General features: G+C 44.7%; 17 protein-coding genes and 1 pseudogene. 9 read left to right on the forward strand and 9 right to left on the reverse strand.

The annotated features are described in order from the left end of the window. Nucleotides 1-5: 5 nt before the first annotated feature. The 5 genes and pseudogenes from JSY38_RS09445 to JSY38_RS18505 form a co-directional block, all read right to left on the reverse strand. Nucleotides 6-1,328, reverse strand: coding sequence for a TRAP transporter large permease (locus JSY38_RS09445; protein WP_205113041.1), 1,323 nt, complete (start codon nucleotides 1,326-1,328; stop codon nucleotides 6-8). Continuing rightward, entirely contained in the window at nucleotides 1,325-1,879 is a 555-nt protein-coding gene (locus tag JSY38_RS09450) for a TRAP transporter small permease subunit (RefSeq protein ID WP_114410525.1), read from the reverse strand. Before JSY38_RS09450 ends, JSY38_RS09445 begins: the two co-directional genes overlap by 4 nt. Nucleotides 1,880-1,958: 79 nt before the next feature. Continuing rightward, nucleotides 1,959-2,984 (reverse strand): TRAP transporter substrate-binding protein, encoded by a 1,026-nt coding sequence (locus JSY38_RS09455; RefSeq protein WP_205113042.1) that lies wholly within the window; start codon nucleotides 2,982-2,984, stop codon nucleotides 1,959-1,961. Between the two features lie 393 nt (nucleotides 2,985-3,377). Next, nucleotides 3,378-5,270 (reverse strand): methyl-accepting chemotaxis protein, encoded by a 1,893-nt coding sequence (locus JSY38_RS09460; protein ID WP_205113043.1) that lies wholly within the window; start codon nucleotides 5,268-5,270, stop codon nucleotides 3,378-3,380. 254 nt (nucleotides 5,271-5,524) lie between these two features. Then, a pseudogene (locus tag JSY38_RS18505) lies at nucleotides 5,525-5,678 on the reverse strand (IS5/IS1182 family transposase); the annotation flags it as partial. 78 nt (nucleotides 5,679-5,756) lie between these two features. Here JSY38_RS18505 and JSY38_RS09465 point away from each other — a divergent pair. Continuing rightward, entirely contained in the window at nucleotides 5,757-6,695 is a 939-nt protein-coding gene (locus tag JSY38_RS09465; RefSeq protein ID WP_205113044.1) for a LysR family transcriptional regulator, read from the forward strand. A 3-nt stretch (nucleotides 6,696-6,698) separates the two neighbouring features. Here JSY38_RS09465 and JSY38_RS09470 read toward each other — a convergent pair whose 3' ends face one another. Further along, entirely contained in the window at nucleotides 6,699-7,424 is a 726-nt protein-coding gene (locus tag JSY38_RS09470; RefSeq protein WP_205113045.1) for an FCD domain-containing protein, read from the reverse strand. A 217-nt stretch (nucleotides 7,425-7,641) separates the two neighbouring features. Between JSY38_RS09470 and manD the strand changes: the two genes are divergently transcribed. The 7 genes from manD to JSY38_RS09505 all read left to right on the forward strand — a co-directional run bounded on the left by manD (nucleotide 7,642) and on the right by JSY38_RS09505 (nucleotide 15,469). Next, nucleotides 7,642-8,853, forward strand: a complete 1,212-nt coding sequence (gene manD, locus JSY38_RS09475) for a D-mannonate dehydratase ManD (protein ID WP_205113046.1) — start codon at nucleotides 7,642-7,644, stop codon at nucleotides 8,851-8,853. Between the two features lie 6 nt (nucleotides 8,854-8,859). Continuing rightward, nucleotides 8,860-9,882 (forward strand): Zn-dependent oxidoreductase, encoded by a 1,023-nt coding sequence (locus JSY38_RS09480; protein ID WP_205113047.1) that lies wholly within the window; start codon nucleotides 8,860-8,862, stop codon nucleotides 9,880-9,882. A gap of 46 nt (nucleotides 9,883-9,928) precedes the next feature. Then, nucleotides 9,929-10,885 carry a TRAP transporter substrate-binding protein gene (locus tag JSY38_RS09485; RefSeq protein WP_114410533.1) on the forward strand — a complete coding sequence of 319 codons (957 nt, stop codon included), beginning with the start codon at nucleotides 9,929-9,931 and terminating at the stop codon, nucleotides 10,883-10,885. Nucleotides 10,886-10,975: 90 nt separating this feature from the next. Continuing rightward, a complete protein-coding gene (locus JSY38_RS09490; RefSeq protein WP_114410534.1) occupies nucleotides 10,976-11,521 on the forward strand; it encodes a TRAP transporter small permease in 546 nt (181 codons plus the stop codon). Continuing rightward, the gene (locus JSY38_RS09495) at nucleotides 11,521-12,795 is read left to right on the forward strand and encodes a TRAP transporter large permease (protein ID WP_114410535.1); all 1,275 of its coding nucleotides are present in this window, start codon (nucleotides 11,521-11,523) and stop codon (nucleotides 12,793-12,795) included. The genes JSY38_RS09490 and JSY38_RS09495 overlap by 1 nt, the downstream gene beginning before the upstream one ends. Before the next feature lie 17 nt (nucleotides 12,796-12,812). Beyond that, entirely contained in the window at nucleotides 12,813-14,270 is a 1,458-nt protein-coding gene (locus tag JSY38_RS09500) for a mannitol dehydrogenase family protein (RefSeq protein WP_239543937.1), read from the forward strand. A gap of 215 nt (nucleotides 14,271-14,485) precedes the next feature. Then, nucleotides 14,486-15,469 (forward strand): TRAP transporter substrate-binding protein, encoded by a 984-nt coding sequence (locus tag JSY38_RS09505; protein ID WP_205113048.1) that lies wholly within the window; start codon nucleotides 14,486-14,488, stop codon nucleotides 15,467-15,469. 79 nt (nucleotides 15,470-15,548) lie between these two features. Here the strand turns inward: JSY38_RS09505 and gabT are convergent, their stop codons facing one another. Then, on the reverse strand, nucleotides 15,549-16,826 hold the full coding sequence (gene gabT, locus JSY38_RS09510) for a 4-aminobutyrate--2-oxoglutarate transaminase (RefSeq protein ID WP_205113049.1): 1,278 nt from the start codon (nucleotides 16,824-16,826) through the stop codon (nucleotides 15,549-15,551). A gap of 96 nt (nucleotides 16,827-16,922) precedes the next feature. Continuing rightward, nucleotides 16,923-18,389, reverse strand: a complete 1,467-nt coding sequence (locus JSY38_RS09515) for an NAD-dependent succinate-semialdehyde dehydrogenase (protein WP_205113050.1) — start codon at nucleotides 18,387-18,389, stop codon at nucleotides 16,923-16,925. A gap of 373 nt (nucleotides 18,390-18,762) precedes the next feature. Between JSY38_RS09515 and JSY38_RS09520 the strand changes: the two genes are divergently transcribed. Continuing rightward, nucleotides 18,763-19,434, forward strand: coding sequence for a GntR family transcriptional regulator (locus tag JSY38_RS09520; RefSeq protein ID WP_205113051.1), 672 nt, complete (start codon nucleotides 18,763-18,765; stop codon nucleotides 19,432-19,434). A 21-nt stretch (nucleotides 19,435-19,455) separates the two neighbouring features. On the opposite strand, the gene JSY38_RS09525 is transcribed toward JSY38_RS09520, so the two are convergent. Then, complete coding sequence (locus JSY38_RS09525; protein WP_205113052.1) at nucleotides 19,456-20,475, reverse strand: Ldh family oxidoreductase; 1,020 nt, start codon at nucleotides 20,473-20,475, stop codon at nucleotides 19,456-19,458. Nucleotides 20,476-20,485 lie beyond the last annotated feature (10 nt).

The raw sequence follows: 20,485 nt of genomic DNA on the forward strand, positions 1-20,485 counted from the left end.
TGGTTTTAGCCATCCATTAGTTGGCTAGGTAACCAAGTTACTAATTCTGGGAACATCATTACGACGATAAGAACCAAAAGCTTAAGCAGTACAAATGGTGTAATGGACTTGTAGATATCCAACATAGTGATGCCTGGAGGCGCGATGCCTTTTAGGTAGAACAAAGCAAAACCATAAGGCGGTGTTTGTACGGCGATCTCAATATTTAGAATCATCAAGATACCAAACCAAATCGGATCATAACCAAGGGATACAGCAATCGGTGTGAAGATAGGCGCACACATTAGAACGATGATGAATTCATCGATAATGAAGCCCAGCAACAGCATGATCAATTGGAACAGCATGATGACTACGATTGGTGGCAAGCCCAAATCTTGGGTGAAGCCGGCTACCATGCTTTGTACGCCCATTAGCAAATGGAAGTTACTGAACACAGATGCCCCAACGATAATCCACATTGCGACCGTGACAAGCAATGCTGCTTGCATGCCGGCTTTTTTAACCATACGTGGTTTGAAGCGTTTAAAGAAAATCGCCAAAATAATCGCGCCAACGACCCCGATGGCACCGGATTCTGTTGGCGTCGCAATGCCCATGATAATACTGCCCAAAACCGCGACAATCAGTAGCAGAGCTAGCAAGCCATCACGAGCGGTTAGGAACTTCTCTTTTGGTGTTGGTTGCACTTCTGGCACCACATCCATGGGTGCGCGTTGAGGGTTCAATTTACAAGAAATCACCACGTAAGCGATCAGTAAAACAATTGTGATAAGCGCTGGAATTAAAGCGCCAATAAACATACGCCCTACTGAGTTCTGTGTCGACGATGCAAACATGATCATTGGGATGCTAGGTGGAATCAAAATACCTAAACCACCACCGGCCATGATGACGCCTAAAGCAAGGCGTTTATCATAGCCACGCTCTAACATGGGACGCAATGCGATACTGCCTGACGTCATGATACCTGCGCCGATAATGCCAACCATGGCACCAATCATAGAACACACCACAATAACGCTGATAGCGAGTGAGCCACGTACTCGACCAATTAGCATTTGGCTGGCGTTAAACATGGCATCACCAATGCCGGAGCGAGTAAGCAATTGCCCCATGTAAATATACAAGGGGATGGCGAGCAGGATGAAACTAAAATGTGTCGACTCAAGCGTAGTGGGAATAACGTTAAAGAGCGCATCGCCCCACGTCATGTAACCAATACCCATGGCAATGCCACCAAGCGCTAAACCAACGGGTGCCCCCAAGGCAAACGACGCTATGATGCAGGCGAATAAAATGCCCGTTAATAGTTCAATACTAATCATGGTGCCGTTTCCTCTTGCTCTGTCTGTACTTCTGGCAATAAGGGTTTGCCTGTAATCGCTTGATGTAATGAATCAATCCAGTCGCTAGAAAGTTGCAAAATTAGCAGTACGCTAGCGATTGCCATCATTAGCCAGTAATGATGCATGTGAGGCGCCCATTCACTTTGGCGTCGGTAGTTAAACTCGAGCGCTTCTTCAAACTTACCTATGCTCATTTTGCAGACGATGATCATGAAGAACATGGCGAGAGCGAATGAAAATAGGTTAAATATGCTTTTGGTTCGAGCAGAGACTTTGTTGTAAAGGATGTCGACATTGATGTGAGCACGTTGCTGTTGGGCGTAAGCGCCGCCTAGTGCTGCAATGTAACCAAAAATAAATAGCGATGTGTCGTAAGCCCAAATGGTCGGGCTGTCTAAGATGTAACGAGAGAAAACCTCGAATGCAACGACAAATGCTAATACTGGCATCAGATAGGAAACGGAGTTTCCAATGAAAGCCACCAATGCGTGGACGCCTAGACAATAACGTCTAATCGCAGTCATTATCATTGTTTTGTACCTGTAAGGATGGATCGGAAAACTAAAACGGCCTTCATCAAGAAGGCCGTTTTAGTTAGTACTGTGTTAATTATTTCTGTTCTTCACGTAGAACGTCAATTAACTCTTTGCTGTATTTGTCTGCCGCTGCGTACTCATCCCAAAGTTTCGCACCAGCATCTTTCCATGCAGCTTTGTCTTCAGCACTTGGCTCTGGGCTCCACTGAAGTCCTTTCGCTTCCATGTCAGCAACTGCTTGAGATTCCCAAAGTTTAGACTTGGTCATTTGCTCTTGAGCGTGAACCGTTGTTGCCGCTTTAACAATTGCTTTCAAGTCTGCTGGAAGTTTGTTCCAAGCGCTTTGGTTAACGATGATAGGTAACACTTGAGCACCAGCTAGTGGAAGTGGGTACATGTATTTCGCTACTTCAACGTGGTTACCATCGCGATGGTCGATCATGTTAGAGCCAATAGAGCCATCGATTACACCAGTAGATAGCGAGGTGTAAATTTCAGACCAAGCAAGCGATACCGGAGAAGCGCCTAGGTTACGAAGGAACTTGCCGTATGCGCCAGGCGCTCGAATTTTCAAACCTTGGAAGTCTTCTACTGAGTTGATTGGCTCTTTGGTAATAACGTATACCGCTGGCTGAATGTAAGGGTCAAGCCAAACTAGACCTTGAGCACCGTATGCTTTTTTAAGAATAGGAGCCCAGCCTTTTTCTTGGAACAAAGTTGTCAACTCACCAACATCACTTGTGCCACCAGGCAGACCAATCTCAACCAAGCCTGCTGGAAGCTCACCTGCGTTCAAAGATTGGAACGTAGCGCCCATCGTGATTAGGCCCGTTTTTACAGCGCCAAAAATACCAGAAGAACCTACGCCTTCACCGTCGTATAAAACTTGTACTTTGATGCGGCCGTCAGACATTGTTTCAATGTTTTTGGCTAAATCTTCGTACACAGCACCAAAGGCTGAGCCACGGCTATATAGGTTTGCAAAGCGCCAGTTATAGTCCGCTGCATGAGCTGAAGAAGCGACAGCGCCTAATCCAAGAGCTACCGCTAGAGAGCTTACAACCAATCGTTTTTTTACTTTTAGTATCGTCTTAATCATTGAGCTACCTCGAGTGCAAAAGTGCATAAAAAAGTCACGTCTTGAATGTTGTGACGCCTTGCACTCGATACTTTCAAAAAGGCCGCCACCATTAAAGCGCACAAAACTTATCTAAAGTTTTGTCACAATCAAACATTAAAAAAACTAAAAGCCTTTTAAAATCAGCTAACTAAAGGGGATTAACGCACAAAAAAAGATCATTCGCACCAACATTGCGCAGAAAACAGGTGAATTGAGTGCAGCATTATAGTGAATAATATTGATCTATGGTGTTGAAAACGTGCATGTTTTTTACTTTTTCTTAATCTCGATTTGAATAAGGCTTTCAATAACAAAAACGCCCCGAAGTGGGGCGGTTGTTTTTTAGATTATTCAAGCCGGTCTTTAAAACCGCTAAGTGATGTCAAAACCTTGTATCTGTTTGGCTAATTCGTTTGTTTGATAATGAACATTTTTATTGGCCATTTGGATAGATTGTGTTGCCGCGTGATTGTCTTTGATATCGTGAGCAATGATGTCCATGTCTTGCGCCATTTGTGCTGTCGTCAATGCAACCTCTTTGATTGCTTGGGTAATCTCCTGCGTATGGTTCATTGCTTCCAGAGTGTTTTGCTCGACTCTATGGATCGTCATGACAGCGTTTTCGCCTTGTTCTTTGCTGCGACCAACTTTCTGTAGGCTAAGCGTCATAGCATCAATGACTGCTTGTGTTTCCTTCTGAATATTTTCGACTTTCTCTGTAATGCTTCCCGATGCTTTTACTGTTTGCTCTGAAAGCGTTTTAACTTCGTCTGCCACAACAGCAAAACCACGACCTGCTTCTCCGGCACGAGCCGCTTCTATAGCTGCGTTGAGAGCTAATAGACTAGTCTGCTCTGCGACACCGACGATGAGCTCAATAACCACATCAATCTCTTTAGACAGCGCACCAAGACGATCAACTCGTTCGTTAGTATCTTGAATAGTGTCCGCCACATCGCTAATGCTGGTCATGGCGTCACGCATGGCAGTGACACCGCTGGTTGCGGATTCATAAGCGACATTGGCAGCGCTTTGCACGTTCTGCGTCATTGATTGTACTGTATCAGCTGTGGCGGATATTTCTTCTGTAGAAGTGGCTAATGTATTGCTTCGATCACGAATTCGCTCACTGCCGCTGACAATGGTTTGAATACCGCTGTCCAACTCATCAGCCGTGAGCACCAGCTTCTCGTTGCTGTTGATTAAATGACCAATCAATAAGCGCAGGCTATCGGACATTTGGTTTGAAGCAATAAATAGTTGCTGGAATTCATCTGGATTGCCTGAACCTTGGTTCTGTTTATGGGAACCAAGTTTGCCTTGCGCGACTTCTTTTAATATCGCCAACACAGCGATTAGGTTGCGGTTTAAAGAGCGAATCACCGTCGACAAAATAAGACCGATAACAAGTGCAAGTAAAACACAAGCGATTACCAAAGAACTGCGCGCTTGCTCAGCAGTTTCTAATGAACGTATTTGTGCCTTAGCCAGTAAGGTGTTTTGCAGGTATTTGGCGCTCTCATCCATGGCTTGTGTGTATTGATTACTTAATGTTGTAAGTTCGCTTTGTTGCTTTTTTAAGGCAATGGAGAGAGCAATAACTGGGGCTAAGGTATCTTCATAGGTTTGAATCATTGGGCCGAATACATCGTCAAAGCCGAGATTATTAATATTGTCCTTCAGTGCGTTTAATGACGCCATTAAAGCTTCTTGATGGCTGTTATCTCTGTAAAAAAGAAAGTCTTTTTCTAGGTTTCTTATGTCTTTAAAGCTTGATCCAAAGCTAGCCAATGTACCGAACTTTTCCGCCAGCTCGTCGGCGGATTGATTTAACTTTCCTAGTGCCCCTGATTCGCTATTTAGTCCTAGCGTTTGGCGGGTTTTTAGATAATTTTCAATGGCAGTAATATAGTTGGGTAATAAGGTTTGTGTATCTGCCAGCAGTGAAATACCTTCAGAATCGATCAGAGAAGGAGGTATCTGAAAACCTGTGGCCATGGTTTCTTTAATACTCTTGAGTTCTTGGTTAAGTGGTTCTACATCGTTTGGTGTGAGCGCAGATATTTTTCGTTCAAGCTTTAATAGAGAAACTTCTAGATTTTTTACTTGGGTGGTCAGTCGGCTCAAATTACTGGCGTCACCTGAGGCGCTAGACAGCAAAGATAAATTATAAACTGAGTAGGCACCAAACCCTGCATAGCCAATGCAGACAAGGAGTACAATTGCCATTAGTTTTTGACGTACAGATAACGACATTAAGGGCATAAAAAACTCCATATTAAATGTATTAATTACGGTAAACAGGCTAGATGAAAAGCTGGGAGCATTAAAATCATATATTTAGATCATATGTGATAAAATAAACTTATATAGGTGGGAGTCGTTGTGGATCAATGTAAAGTTGAAAGAAGAACGAACTTATTTCAACTATCCTAGATTATTCTAGGAAAAAGTATTTGTTAAACCACTAAAACAACCAATATTCATAATAAGTTTAGACATATTTAGATTGGAATCTATGCAATCAACCCGTTTGCTTTGACACCTTTTAACTCTTCTCTTGTTTGAGTGTCACGATAGCCAGAATCCGCCATGAATGTTGGACGCCGTTGTGCTCATTCTGTGAGTTAACCCCGCTCTAGCGTCTACACCAATATGGGCTTTTAAGCCAAAGATGCTTAAATCAATGTAAAGTTAGATAATCAGCGAACTAAATTGCGATGATTAGGTTAGTACACGTGGGGAGAGGCAATGAGCGTTAAGAATTATTCACTGGGACAGGTCGGCGATTATGAGATCAAGCAATTAAAAGTCTTTAAAACCGTCGTCGATTGCGGTGGGTTTTCGGCGGCAGAAACTTCGCTTAATATTGGCCGATCAACTATCAGTCTACATATCTCTAATTTAGAAGCGCGCCTGAATCTTGTTTTGTGTAAGCGTGGTCGCGGCGGATTCTCTCTCACGGAAGAAGGCGTCATCATTTATGAAATGACCGAGAATCTACTTGAGTCACTCGATGCTTTTCGTACTACTGTAAATAACTTAAACGCTAGCTTAACGGGTAAGCTTCGCCTTGCCTTATCAGATAAAGTGAGTTTAGATCCACGTAGTCACTTCCCTGAGCTTATCCAGCGTTTCTCTTTAGAGGCACCTGAAGTTTCCATCACCACTAATGTGTCTTCTATGTCTAACATTGAGCGTATGATCCTCAATGACGAGGCTGATATAGGTTTTATTCCTTATCATCGCAAGCTGGACGGGCTAAGTTATGTGCAGTTATACAGCGATGATTGTTATTTATATTGCGGCAAGGATCACCCGCTGGCGACGATGTCTGCTGAAGAACAGGATGAACAGGTGAACAAGTTCCCAGCGACTCACGCGGGGTTAAAGCCGCACGAAGCGATCAGTGAGCAAATCTCAGGAATGAATCTGACGGCGATTTCATATTTTTATGATAGTCGTCTAGCTCTGATCTTATCAGGTCGTTATATCGGCTTTTTGCCAGAACGCTATGCGGAGCCCTACGTCGAATCTGGAAAAATACTTGCTGTCGCGCCAGAAAATCGCTCTTACACTTTAGGCGTCGCCGTGATTTGCAAGAAAACCACCCAACCTAATAAACCTCGTGAATTGTTCCTAAAAGTGTTACATCAGACGGTTGAAGAGCTGATTTCTGCGCCGTATTAGAGGTTAGCCATGCGGTTGGGCAAAAAGATAACCATCAAAATCTGGCGCTTCCGTATCTGAGAGCTTAAACAAGGTTTGTTTAACGTTCTCTAAATGCTGCCACATGGCTTGTCTTGCTCCCTCTGCATTTCGTTTACGCAGCTGAACGAGTACTTTTTTGTGATCGTCTAACCATTGATCATGATACGACGTGTCTTGTATGCGAGCATGAAGCTTTTTCCACATCGGATTACCATCGCGCATATCCCATAAGCGTGTGGCTGTATCCAGCAGCACCGTGTTCTGAGTAGCTTGAGCGATAGACAAATGAAAGTCTCTGTCTGCGTTATTGGCATTTTCGACGACTTCTAATTCCGCACTTTCGATATCTAGAATATCTTGCAGCTTTTGAAGGTCTTGTTTAGTGATAACAGGCGCCGCGCAAGCGGCGATTGAGCTTTCAATCTCTTGGCGGGCTTGTAATAACTCAAATGGACCGACATCCGATACCTGAATAATAGGCTGTAAAGAAGCGAGGCTATTTTTCAAATAACTGCCTGAGCCTTTTCTAACTTCGATCAGCTCTTCAATTTCCAACATGATGAAGGCTTCTCTTACTAAGGTTCTGCTGACGCCAAATAATTCTGCGTAAACACGTTCCGTAGGTAACTTATCACCAATCTTCATTGTGGATTTTGCAATTTCTTGCTTAATGCTTTCGCCAATTTCTCTGTAGAGTCGTTCTGCCATAGGAGGATTCTTAGTTACTTTAATTGCCATTAATCTGGTATGCCATTTTCACGTAAGACACACTTAAAGTCGATATTTTAATCAATCCGACAGATATAAATTACAATTTGGTATGCCAATTTTGCTGTTTTTACTTGTTAGACGCGAAATTTTCAGCTATTTTGAGAGAATAATAGGTATTTGGCATACCAAAAAAAATAATTAGGTATCGTAGTTTATGAAAATTCGATCAGCAAAAGTAATAGTGACCTGTCCTGGTCGCAACCTAGTCACATTAAAAATAGAAACAGACGAAGGTGTTTATGGCATTGGCGATGCGACGCTTAATGGTCGTGAAAAGTCTGTTGTTTCTTACCTTGAAGACCACGTTATCCCTACCCTAATTGGCAAAGACCCACAGCGAATAGAAGACATTTGGCAGTACTTGTACCGTGGTGCTTATTGGCGTCGAGGTCCAGTTGGTATGACGGCGATTGCCGCTGTTGATGTTGCTTTGTGGGATATTAAAGCCAAACTTGCTGGTATGCCTTTGTACCAATTACTTGGCGGAAAAAGCCGTGAAAAAGTGATGGTTTATGGTCATGCCACTGGATTAGATATTGATTCCTGCCTAGAAGAAGTTCGCAAGCATGTTGAACTAGGCTACAAAGCGGTTCGAGTGCAATGTGGCATTCCAGGCATACCAACGACCTACGGTGTTTCTAAAGAAGCGGGCAAACCTTATGAGCCTGCAGACTCTGCTCTACCTTCTGAGAATGTTTGGTCAACGGAAAAATACCTTAATCATGTGCCAGAACTATTTGCTGCTGTTCGCAAAGAGTTCGGTGAAGACTTGCATATACTGCATGATGTACATCATCGCCTGACACCAATTCAAGCGGCACGCTTAGGTAAAGAAGTTGAGAAATTCCACTTATTTTGGCTAGAAGATTGTACGCCTGTCGAAAACCAGTCTTCTTATGAATTAATCCGCAAACATACGACAACGCCGCTAGCGATTGGCGAAGTCTTCAATAGTTTGTCCGATTGCCAAGAGTTGATTCAAAATCAGCTCATCGATTATGTCCGCGCAACAATTACCCATGCTGGTGGCATAACGAATGTACGGCGCATTGCTGATTTCGCGTCTATCTTTCACGTTAAAACGGGTTTCCATGGTGCGACGGACCTTTCCCCTATTTGTATGGGCGCCGCATTGCACTTTGATACTTGGGTGCCTAACTTTGGCATTCAAGAACACATGCCGCATACCAAGGAAACGGATCTTGTTTTCCCTCATGCGTATGAGTTTAACGATGGCTTTTTCACGCCGGGTGACGTACCAGGCCATGGTGTCGACATTGATGAAGAGCTTGCTGCGAAATATCCCTATAAACCTGCTTATCTTCCGGTTAATCGCCTTGAAGATGGCACCTTGTGGAATTGGTAGAAAATTATGAAAGCGTTTCAAGTAGCAAATGTAAATGACTATGCTTTGATCGATACCAAACAGCCTGTTGCTGAAGCGGGTGAAGTATTGATTAAAACCGCCTTTGCCGGAATTTGTGGATCCGATCTTCACATTATTCATGGACAAAACCCTTTCGTTAAATTTCCTCGAATTACAGGGCATGAGTTTTCAGGTGTAGTGGCAGCCGTTGGCGAAGGTGTTACGCACGTGAGTGTTGGCGATAAAGTCTGTGTTGACCCTGTTATTAGTTGTGGCGAATGTTATGCCTGCCGTGCTGGACGCTTTAACGTCTGTGCGAATCTACAAGTGTTTGGTGTACACCGTAATGGCGGCTTTGGCGAATTCACCAGCGCGCCTGCAAGCAACGTTTTAGTACTTCCTGATAACGTCACGCTTGAACAAGCAGCCTTAGTTGAGCCTTATTCCATTGCCACTAATGTGTTATCTCGCATGGAACCTATTCCTGGTGACACCTTGTTGGTGTATGGCGCGGGCGTGATTGGATTGACTATCGTGCAAGTGGCGAAAGCCATGGGCATCGAACGCATCATTGTGACTGATATTGTTGATGAGCGCTTAGAAACAGCCAAAGCGCTTGGTGCAACGGACGTGATCAATAGTCGGGTAAACAAAGTAGAAAACTGTATCCAAGAATGGACTAATGGCGAAGGTGTACCTTTGATTGCCGATGCCGCTTGTATTCCAGCTCTTTTGCCCGAAATTTTACGTATTGCCTGCCCTGCTGGGCGTGTTGGTTTGTTGGGCTTTACCTCTACGCCAAGCGATCTTGCGCAAATTGAGGTGATTAAGAAAGAGCTGACAATAGTGGGTTCTCGTCTTAATAACCGCCGTTTTCCTCAAGTGCTTGAAATGATTTCGTCAGGTCGATTAGATCCTTTGGCTTTGATCAGTCATCGAATTGCTTTAAACGATATTGGCGATGGTATTCAGTTAATGGAAAACCACCCAGAACTTACTCGTAAAGTGCTTGTTGAGATGAGTAAGTAATTGATAACTCAATAATATAAATCTAAAAATAAAAATGGAGTTCCCTATGATTAAACCAATGTTAAAAGTCGCCGTCATGTCTTCAATCTTGTTGACTGGCTTAGCTCAGGCAGCTGATGTTACTTTGAAGTTTGGCTACCCAGCCAATGAAGAGAATATTTGGCATAAAGCCGCTTTGAAATTCAAAGAAGTAGCGGAAACAAAATCTAATGGACGTATCGACGTTAAGCTTTACCCAAATGAACAATTAGGTAAAGAAATGGATGTGATTAACAGCATTCAGCTTGGTACAGCGGACATGACAATAACGGGTGAATCGCTACAAAACTGGGCACCAAAAGCGGCATTAATGGCGGTTCCTTATGCCTTTACTAGCTCCGAACAGCTGAAAAAAGCCGTTAATGGTGACGTTGGTAAAGAAATCACTGATCAAATTACTCAGCGTACAGGTCTTCAGCCTATCGCATGGTTTGAGCGTGGCCCTCGCCATTTAACGTCTAACCGCAAAATTCAATCTCCTAGCGATTTAGATGGTTTGAAGTTGCGTGTTCCTAACGTACCTCTGTTTGTAAAAACATGGCAAACATTAGGCGCTAAACCAATTCCTATGGCGTTTAGCGAAGTGTTTACCGCGTTACAGCAAAATACGATTGATGGACAAGAAAACCCACTTAGCCTGATTAACAGCGCGAGCTTCTACGAAGTTCAGAAATATGTGAATTTGACAGGTCACGTTCGTAGCTGGATTTATGTGGTAATTGGTCAAGATAAACTAAACAGCATGCCTGCTGATTTGCGCACTATTGTTCTGGACGCTGGTAAGCAAATGCAAAGCTATGAGCACGGCATGTTTGCAGCTGATGAAGCGCAGTTGCGTTCTACTCTAGAGTCTCGTGGTATGGAGTTTGTAGAGCCAGACCTGAAAGCGTTCAAAGCCGCAGCTCAAAAAGCAGTACAAGAAGCTCTGACGCCTGAACAGCTTGCGCTTTACAACAAGATCTAAATCTCTAGTAACAGATCCAGATCTACATCCGTTTAAGACGCCTATTTTCGCTTCAAACAGCGAAAATAGGCCACTTTGGAGAAAAGTGCGATGAGTACCTCATCTCAAACCAATAACCCAAAAGACTATCTTGGCAAGTTGGAATATGGCATCCAATTGCTACTGCGCATAGTTGATTGGGTATTTTCTGTATTAGCGGTATCGGCTCTGTTAGCGATTGCGGCTGTTGTTGTTTTGCAAGTTGTCTCTCGTTTCATGTTGCCCAGTTCTCCTATTTGGACTGAAGAACTCTCCCGCTATTTGTTTGTATACCTTATCGTTATGGGTTCTGGGTTGGTGATTCGCCATAATCGCCATGTGCGACTGGAACTATTTCAGGGGGCATTAAGCCGATTCTGGAATAAAGTGTATCAAATTTCTTGTCACCTTTTGGCCGGTAGCTTCGCTATTTATATCCTGCCTTATGCCATCAAATATGCGCAAATTGGGCGTTGGCAAACCTCCCCCGCTCTGGAAGTTCCCATGTATTGGGCTTTTTTATCCGTGAGCTTTTTCTTCGCTTTAACGGCGTTTTATAGCTTTATGAGTATTGTGCTTGTATTGCTCGATCGAGATGATCAAGAGGTATCCTCATAATGGAAATCATTTTATTGTTTGCCGTGTTTTTTCTATTACTGCTCGTGGGTGTACCAATTGTTTTTTGCTTAGGTATTGCATCGCTAACGTATTTAACTATGGTGGGGATTCCGTTAACTATTGTGCCTCAACGCTTATATGCTGGCATGGATTCCTTTGTTTTGCTGTGTATCCCTGGCTTTATTCTGGCCGGTAATTTAATGAACGTCGGCAATATCACCGATTACATTATTCGTTTCAGTAATGCCTTGTTAGGCCATATTCGTGGCGGGCTTGGACTGGCCAATGTTGGTGGCTCGATGATCTTTGGTGGTATTTCCGGTACGGCCGTAGCCGATACAGCAAGTATTGGTGCCGTGATGATTCCTGGTATGGCGAAAAGTGGTTATGACAAACCTTTTGCTGCCGCCGTTACCGCTGCGTCTTCAACGATTGGTCCCATCATTCCTCCAAGTGTGCCTATGATCATCGTGGGTTCTTTGAGTGGCATTTCTGTCGGTAAGATGTTTTTAGCCGGTGTCGTTCCGGGCTTTATGCTAGGACTTGCCATGATGGTGACGGCCTATATTATTGCCGTGAAGCGTCAATACCCTCGCGAGAAACGCGCCACATTAAAAGAAATCTATACCGTTGGTAAAGGGGCGTTTTGGGCGCTGTTAATGACCTTTATTATCCTATACGGGATTATTGGTGGACTCTTTACACCAACAGAAGCTTCTATTATGGCCAGCTTATATGCCTTTGTTGTTGGCATGTTTGTCTATAAAGGTCTGACTTGGCAGAACCTTCCCAAGCTATTAGTTGATACGGTTTTAAGTTCTACCAGCTTGCTGTTATTAGTGGGAATGGCAAATTTATTCGGCTGGATCCTAACCAGTGAGCAAATACCACAAATGCTGGCGAGCGCTATTTTTAGCATTAGCGAAAACCCATTGGTGGTAATTTTAATCATCAACATCGTGTTATTGGTCGTTGGTGGGTTCATGGAAACCATCGCGGCGTTGATTATCCTTTTCCCTACTTTGCTAAAAGTGGCCGAAGGTATTGGTATGGACCCAATTCACTTTGGTGTGATGGCGGTGCTTAATCTGATTATCGGCTTAACAACGCCACCAGTTGGTGTGTGCTTATTCGTGGCGGCGGGTATCAGTGAATTACCAATGACGGCGGTGGTAAAAGCCATTTGGCCATTCTTAATCTGTAACCTTGTTGTTCTTTTACTGGTTTCTTATGTCCCTGCTATTTCATTGTGGCTGCCTTCGCTGTTGGGTTAATTAGGATTATTTAAATAATGAAAGTTCAACATATAAATAGCCAGATTGACGCTAGTAAGCATGATATTGGCATAGTTCACATTGGTTTAGGTGCTTTTCATCGTGCTCACCAAGCGGTGTATTTAGAGCAAACACTTGCTCTGCATGGTGGTGATTGGATGATCGCCAGTGCAAACATTCGCTCCAATTATAGTTTGGTTGAGCAGATGAATGCGGCTGAGCATTGCTATCATGTAGTGGAGTATGCCGATACGAGTAATGCTAATCTAAGAGAGATTAAAGCGATTAAGAACACGTTTTTCTGCGGTTCTGATGAAGGACGAGAAGCCTTACTCGCTCAAATGACAGCACCAGCAACTAAGGTAGTAACGTTGACGGTTACTGAAAAGGGTTACTACTTAGCGCCTTCTACTGGCGAGTTATTGGTAGGTGCTCCTGAAATTCAACATGACATGGCGTCTCCATCACAACCTAAAACGGCTTTGGGTTTGATCCTTGAGTCATTAAAGCAACGTCGTGCGCAAGGCCTTTCGGCTTTTACCGTATTGTCTTGTGACAATATGCCTCATAATGGTATTCGCGCCAAAGGTGCCGTTGTAGCGCTAGCCAAAGGACAGGATGATGAATTCGCCCAATGGATTGAGAAAAACGTTGCGTTTCCAAATTCCATGGTAGATCGCATTGTTCCTGCGGTATCTGAGCAAGATCTTGCTATGATTAAAGCTGACACTGGAATCAGTGAGCCGACCGTGGTTAAGTGCGAACAGTTTAGTCAGTGGGTGATAGAAGATCATTTCCCTGCAGGTCGTCCGCAGTGGGAATCCGCTGGTGTTCAAATGGTAGATGATGTATCCAGCTATGAAATGATGAAGCTGCGAATGCTAAATGGAAGTCATTCATTATTGGCATACTTGGGCTCTATTGCGGGCTTTAAAAGCGTCGCAGACGCCGTGCAAGACAAGGATATTCGTGCCTTTCTTGAACATTATATGATGCAAGAAGTGGCGCCGACCTTACCTAGCTTTAGCCAAACGGAAATAGCGATCTACTGCCAACAGTTATTAGCACGTTTTGAAAATGACAGTTTACAGCACCAGCTCAAGCAAATTGCGATGGACGGTAGCCAGAAGCTGCCACAACGCTGGTTGACTGGCTTAACGGAACTTCAAGCGCAAGCACTGGCAGCACCGGCGATAGAGCTTGGTATTGCTGGCTGGATTGCCTTTCTTTGTGATGCTGAACAGGGTCAACAAAGTATTAATGATCCGCTCGAAACAGTGTTATTTGAAACGGTTAATCGCTATAGAGACGATTCGGTCAGCTTAGTTGGCACTTTATTGCAACGTAACGATATCTTCCCATCTAGTCTAGTAAAGAACGAGGCTTTGCAGGTTCGTCTCGTTGGTTTAGTGGACGAGCTGTTAGCGGGAGCCAAGGTTCAGAGCTTGATGAGTCATATTTATCATCAAGAATGATAAGTAAATGCGGATAAAAAATTCAATTATTAGGCGTTCTTATTTCAGTAAGAGCGCCTTTTTTTATATGTTTGTTCCGTGAGTCAGGATACAAATTTTAACTAAAAGATAAAATTCCGAAAAGTTTTTCCTACATGAAGGGTGTATTGTTAATCAATATTGATAAAAGTGAATTTTTACTTTTTTGCGAGCATGAGGATAGTTAGAGCGGCAATATGAAAAAAATCATGGTACTGACCTCCACTTTGTTCATGGCATTTACCGCACACGCTTCTTCCGTGAATATCGCTTTGGATGCGGCTCCGAACCGTGAAGGTTCTGGCACATATCGATATGTAGATAATTTATTGCTCTCTTTAAATGAAGCTGGCTGGGAGACTGAATCGTTTCCGCGCAACAGCATAGGAGGAGAGAACGAACGACTTTCTATGGTTCGTTCGGGGACATTAGACATATCTATGTCCCAATATTCCTCAGCAGCGCAATTTGTCCCTGAAATGCAGGTGTTGCAGCTCCCCTATATGTTTAAAGACACAGATCATCAATATAACTTCTTCGTCAACAGCGATTACCTTGATAGCGTAAATAGACGTTTATCGAGCGAAGGGCTTCGTATCTTAGCGGTTGTGCCGACAGGCGGTTTTTTAGGTATTTTTAATGACGAAAAAACCATTAAAACGGTCACAGATATGCATGGTTTACGGATGAGAGCATTGGATGAAAATCAGCTAACCATCTACCAAAAGATGGGCGCGAATGGGGTATTAATTCCGTTTTCTGAAGTGCCTAATGCCCTGCGTGTTGGTATTGCTGATGGGTATATAAATGCCTCGTCGGTTCCCATTATTTTCAACCATACAGAGCTACTGAAACATTTTACTAATGCGAAAGTGATTATGTCTGCCCGTTTGGTATTGGCTTCTCAATATTGGTGGGACAATTTAACTCGAGCAGAAAAAGAGCAGTTTACGGCCATGTCACATGCCGCGCAAAAAGAAGTTTTTGAGTGGGTAAACTCTTCGGAAGAGAATCACCATAAAGCCTTGGTTGCAGCTGGCATAGAAGTCTATGAGCCGACAGCTGAAGAGTTGTTAACCTTTAAAGCGGCTGTAGCGACGATGAACCAACAAGTAAATGGTGTGCCTTTTGAGCGTGTGGTACAGCTACAGAAAATGATTAGTGATTATAAAACGCATTAACCGATAGTGCTTTTGATGGCGCATAAAAATGCGGCTCTGATAATTATTCAGAGCCGCATTGTTGTTTTCACCCTAAAGCTTAAACAATCTCTTTAAAGCAGCGTTTAAAGATTTCCATGCCTTCGTCGACAATGTCCATCTCGATGGTCAAAGCAGGAAGGAAACGAATAACGTTACCGCGGATACCACAAGATAACAGCACCAAACCATTTTCAGCTGCTTTTGCAGATAGCTTCTTAGCAAGTTCAGGGTAAGGTTTGTTCACATCGCCATCATGAACAAACTCCACTGCGATCATCGCGCCTGCATTACGGATATCACCAATAATGCTTGGGTACTCAGTTTGCATTTCTTCTAAGTGCTTAACGAAGTGAGCACCTACTTCTACTGCTCGGTCGCATAGTTTCTCTTCTTCGATAACATCAAATACCGCAAGACCGGCCGCACAGCCCACTGGAGAGCCGCCATAAGTGCCGCCTAAGCCGCCAGGAATCGGTGCGTCCATAATGTCTGCTTTACCAACCACCGCTGCGATTGGGAAACCTCCCGCGATGCCTTTTGCTGCTGTCATCAAGTCAGCCTCAATACCTGCTTGCTCGTGACAAAACATAGTGCCTGTACGCGCGAAGCCTGCTTGAATTTCATCAAGAATTAACAAAATACCATGTTCGTCACACAGTTTACGTAGCTTCTGCATAAAGCTTGCTGAAGCCATGTAAAAACCGCCCTCGCCTTGTACTGGCTCGATGATGATTGCCGCAACGCGAGAAGGCTCAATGTCGCAAGTGAAGCGCATTTGAAGGTCAGCAAGTGCTTGCTCTTCGGTAATGCCCAAGTAATCATTTGGGTAAGGGATATGGAAAATATCGCTTGGGAAAGGGCCAAAACCAATTTTGTAAGGGTTCACTTTACCTGTCAGACCCATGGTCATGTTCGTACGACCGTGGAAGCCACCGTTGAAAGCAATAATGCCCGGACGACCAGTGTAAGCACGGGCAATCTTCACACAGTTTTCCACCGCTTCGGCACCTGTGGTAACGAAGATGGATTTTTTCGGAGTGTTGCCTGGTGCCGCTGCGTTTAGCTTCTCAGCCAATGCTACCGCTGATTCGTATGGACTAACCATCACACAAGTGTGAGTGAAGCGCTCAAGTTGTGCTTGTACCGCTGCCTTTACTTTTGGATGGTTATGGCCCGTATTTACTACTGCGATTCCTGCACCAAAATCGATGTGACGCTTGCCTTCCACGTCCCAGATTTCTGCGTTTAGAGCGCGGTCAACATAAACTGGCGCCATGTTGCCTTGCCCACGAGCAATAGCGCTTTCTTTGCGTTTCTGTAGATCTGCATTGTTCATATTGTCTTTCACCTTTTAGAGCAAGCTCTATGTACATGAAGCGGCGTTAGCACCGCCTAATAGTTAACGATAAGAGTGGTTGAGTAAGGTAAAGCCTTACGCCAAGCCGCCCATGCACAAGTATTTGATTTCCACATATTCGTCGATGCCGTACTGAGAGCCTTCACGGCCACTGCCTGACTCTTTCACACCGCCGAATGGCGCGACTTCACTAGAAATAATTCCTTCGTTGATGCCGACCATGCCGTATTCCAATGCTTCAGATACACGCCAGATACGCGCGATATTTTGGGAATAGAAGTAAGATGCCAAGCCAAATGGGGTATTGTTCGCCATGGCAACGGCTTCGTCTTCGGTTTTAAACTGAAACAATGGCGCAACTGGACCAAAAATTTCGTTAGAGAAAATGTCCATCTCTTCCGTTACACCTGTCAAAATAGTTGGCTCGAAGAACTGCGCGCCAGCAGCCGTGGCTTTGGAACCACCGATTAGCGCTTTCGCACCTTTTGCTACTGCATCACCAACAAGCTGTTCCACTTTACTGATCGCAGCTGGATTGATCAGTGGGCCAATATTGACGTCTTCAGCAAAACCATCGCCAGTTTTAAATGTCGCAACACGTTTGGCTAGTTTCTCTGCGAAGGCATCGTACACACCTTCTTGTACCAAGATGCGGTTTGCACAAACACAGGTTTGGCCGGCGTTACGATATTTAGAAGCGATCGCGCCTTCGACTGCAGCGTCTAGGTCTGCATCATCAAATACGATGAAAGGTGCGTTGCCGCCTAATTCCATTGATGTACGTTTCACCGTTTGTGCGCACTGAGAAAGCAATAATTTACCGACTGGTGTAGAACCTGTGAAAGACAACTTACGCACCGTTGGGTTGCCTGTTAATACGCCGCCAATGGCTTTTGCGTCTTTACCAACCACTACGTTCAAAACGCCCGCTGGAATGCCTGCCTGATGCGCTAATTCTGCTAATGCCAAGGCGCACAAAGGCGTTTCGTCAGAAGGCTTGATCACAATCGCACAACCTGCTGCAAGCGCAGGACCCGCTTTACGCGTAATCATGGCGATTGGGAAGTTCCAAGGCGTGATGGCTGCGACAACACCTATTGGCTGTTTGATGGTCAATACGCGCTTGTCCTTGGCGAAGGTTGGAATCACATCGCCGTTCAGGCGGCGAGCTTCGTCAGCAAACCAATCAATAAAAGACGCGCCATAACCGACTTCGCCCTTCGCTTCCGCAAACGGTTTACCTTGTTCCAAGGTCATCAAGGTCGCTAAATCGTCTTGGTTGTCTAAAATTAGCTGGTTCCAACGACGTAATAAGGTTGCACGCTCTTTCGCCGTGCGGCCCTGCCATTCTTTCTGTGCTTTTTCGGCTGCTTCAACCGCTTGTGTTGTCTCGTCTGCGCCTAAATCCGCAACATCGATAATATGATCACCGTTGGCAGGATTGGTAATAGCGAAGGTCTTGCCAGATTTAGCTGCTACCCATTCGCCACCAATGTACGAGTGACTTTTTAGTAGAGAAGGTTGAGATAGTATTGCTGTCATAAAACACTCCAGACTATATTGCGGAGGATGGTGAGTGCGCGTCACAGTGCCGCACTGTCAATGTCTATCGATAGTAGGCAATGGGCACAGTTTGAAAAATGAGAAGCTATCAATTCAATGTTTGAAGATGTTCAAACATTGACTGTCATTTACAGGTCAATGCGACAAAACCAATATTCTGTATCGATTCTGCATGATGACGTGGCGAGCGTGAAATACCTCCCTTTGGGTATAAATGACTTTTTAAGGGGATGGGGTGGAAAAGCACGACTTACGTCGTCATTAGGCGATTTTTGAGTATAATAAAGTCATCATTTAAAGGCTGTTTCGCCTGTAACAACAGTTTATCTGAACAAATTAAGAGGGTATGGAGTTGGCGCAAAAAAGAGCGGTTGTTCGTCAGAGCTTACCCGATGTGATTACCGAAGATTTACGTCAGCGTATTTTGTCTGGTGACCTTGCTGAAGGCGAGTTGATTCGTCAGGAATTATTGGCAGAAGAATACGATGTATCACGTATGCCCATACGTGAGGCCTTAAAGCGTCTTGATGCTGAAGGCTTGGTGGTTTTCCAGAATAATCGTGGCGCGACTGTGACTCAACATTCACTGGAAGAAATTGCCGAAATTTTTGATGTGCGTATTTTACTGGAAGTCGATCTGTTTCAGCGAGCGATCCCAAACATGACAGTGCAACAAGTGGCTGAATGCGAGACATTGCTAGAAGCCATGGATGCTTCCTATCAAGCGGGTAACGTCGCCGAATGGGGGCCGTTAAATGGACAATATCACGCTAAATTGTACGAAGCGGCAGGACGTCATTTAACGGAAGCACTATTAGTACGAGTAACCTTGCAGGCTAACCGTTATGTCAGCATGCACATTGATAAACAAAATAAACGCGAAAGCGCCAGCCATGATCACCACGAGTTGTTGGATCTAGCGCGTCAAGGCGATGTGCTTGGGGCAACAGAGCAACTGCGTCGTCATCTGGTAAATACCAAACATCAAGTCATAGAATTCGTTAAACAAACTAGGGCACAGTAACCGTACTTTGCCCTATTCTGCTCACCCTTTCTTTAGCTTCAATAAATCCTCGTAAAGCGCCCGTGGAACCTCCAGCTCGTTACGCTCTAGATTAAACACTTGAGCTGCTTGGCGTCGTTGTGATGGAAGACGTGCACCTTGGTCAATCACATCGGCAAACAGTCGTTCTGCGCGATCATTGTTTTCAACGGCATGGCCGCCACTGAGCATATTAGGATCAAACGCAATAATGATTTCACCATGATACGGAGCCTCTGGTTTACCCCCAGCTGCCTCCATACTTTCCTTGCTGGTTAGGTCATCGATCAGTGGCCCCGCCATTAATTCGATCATCAAGGATAACGCAGAGCCTTTGTGCCCTCCGAAAGTCAGCATAGCGCCATTCATGGCCGCTTCTGCGTCTGTCGTCGGGTTGCCTTCACTGTCTATCGCCACGCCTTCTGGAAGCGGTTTTCCAGCGCGTCGGTACAGCTCAATTTCACCGCGAGCGAATTGGCTGGTGGCAAAATCAAAGGTAAATGGCGCTTTGCCATGTCGTGGCCAACTGAAAGCAAAAGGATTGGTGCCTAGCAAGCCGCGTTTACCGCCAGCAGGGGCTACCCATGCATGGCTTGGCAACATGGCCATACCAACCAGGCCTGCCGCCGACAGCATTTCAACTTCTGGCCAAAGCGCTGAAAAATGAAAGCAACGATTTATCGCCAGAGCGGCGACGCCATTCTTCTTCGCCTTTTCTATCAATAAAGGCATCGCCGCTTTCATCGCCAGCAGCGAAACGGCATCGTTCGCATCGGCGCGAACAACTGCAGGACCCACATCACTAATGGTTGGTTCTGCAGTGCCGCTGGCGCGACCAGATCGAATGCTTTCAACACACATAAACAAGCGATACAAACCATGGGAATGGCAATCACCAAGCTGGTTGGTGTAAATAATGTCAGTAATAACACTGGCATGTTCTGTATTAAAGCCATTACTGGTGAGTACCGATTCACTGAGTTCACGTACCTGGTTTAGGCTAAGAGTAATATTGTCGCTCATGGTATCTCCC

The sequence above is a fragment of the Marinomonas foliarum genome (assembly GCF_016906065.1).
In the GTDB taxonomy this organism is placed as follows: domain Bacteria; phylum Pseudomonadota; class Gammaproteobacteria; order Pseudomonadales; family Marinomonadaceae; genus Marinomonas; species Marinomonas foliarum.

Coding starts and splice junctions, on each gene's coding strand:
- JSY38_RS09445 (WP_205113041.1), bottom strand. CDS start 1,328: ATGATTAGTATTGAACTATTAACGGGCATTTTATTCGCCTGCATCATA.
- JSY38_RS09525 (WP_205113052.1), bottom strand. CDS start 20,475: ATGAGCGACAATATTACTCTTAGCCTAAACCAGGTACGTGAACTCAGT.
- JSY38_RS09515 (WP_205113050.1), bottom strand. CDS start 18,389: ATGACAGCAATACTATCTCAACCTTCTCTACTAAAAAGTCACTCGTAC.
- JSY38_RS09455 (WP_205113042.1), bottom strand. CDS start 2,984: ATGATTAAGACGATACTAAAAGTAAAAAAACGATTGGTTGTAAGCTCT.
- JSY38_RS09450 (WP_114410525.1), bottom strand. CDS start 1,879: ATGATAATGACTGCGATTAGACGTTATTGTCTAGGCGTCCACGCATTG.
- JSY38_RS09495 (WP_114410535.1), top strand. CDS start 11,521: ATGGAAATCATTTTATTGTTTGCCGTGTTTTTTCTATTACTGCTCGTG.
- JSY38_RS09460 (WP_205113043.1), bottom strand. CDS start 5,270: ATGCCCTTAATGTCGTTATCTGTACGTCAAAAACTAATGGCAATTGTA.
- JSY38_RS09465 (WP_205113044.1), top strand. CDS start 5,757: ATGAGCGTTAAGAATTATTCACTGGGACAGGTCGGCGATTATGAGATC.
- manD (WP_205113046.1), top strand. CDS start 7,642: ATGAAAATTCGATCAGCAAAAGTAATAGTGACCTGTCCTGGTCGCAAC.
- gabT (WP_205113049.1), bottom strand. CDS start 16,826: ATGAACAATGCAGATCTACAGAAACGCAAAGAAAGCGCTATTGCTCGT.
- JSY38_RS09470 (WP_205113045.1), bottom strand. CDS start 7,424: ATGGCAGAACGACTCTACAGAGAAATTGGCGAAAGCATTAAGCAAGAA.
- JSY38_RS09505 (WP_205113048.1), top strand. CDS start 14,486: ATGAAAAAAATCATGGTACTGACCTCCACTTTGTTCATGGCATTTACC.
- JSY38_RS09490 (WP_114410534.1), top strand. CDS start 10,976: ATGAGTACCTCATCTCAAACCAATAACCCAAAAGACTATCTTGGCAAG.
- JSY38_RS09500 (WP_239543937.1), top strand. CDS start 12,813: ATGAAAGTTCAACATATAAATAGCCAGATTGACGCTAGTAAGCATGAT.
- JSY38_RS09485 (WP_114410533.1), top strand. CDS start 9,929: ATGATTAAACCAATGTTAAAAGTCGCCGTCATGTCTTCAATCTTGTTG.
- JSY38_RS09480 (WP_205113047.1), top strand. CDS start 8,860: ATGAAAGCGTTTCAAGTAGCAAATGTAAATGACTATGCTTTGATCGAT.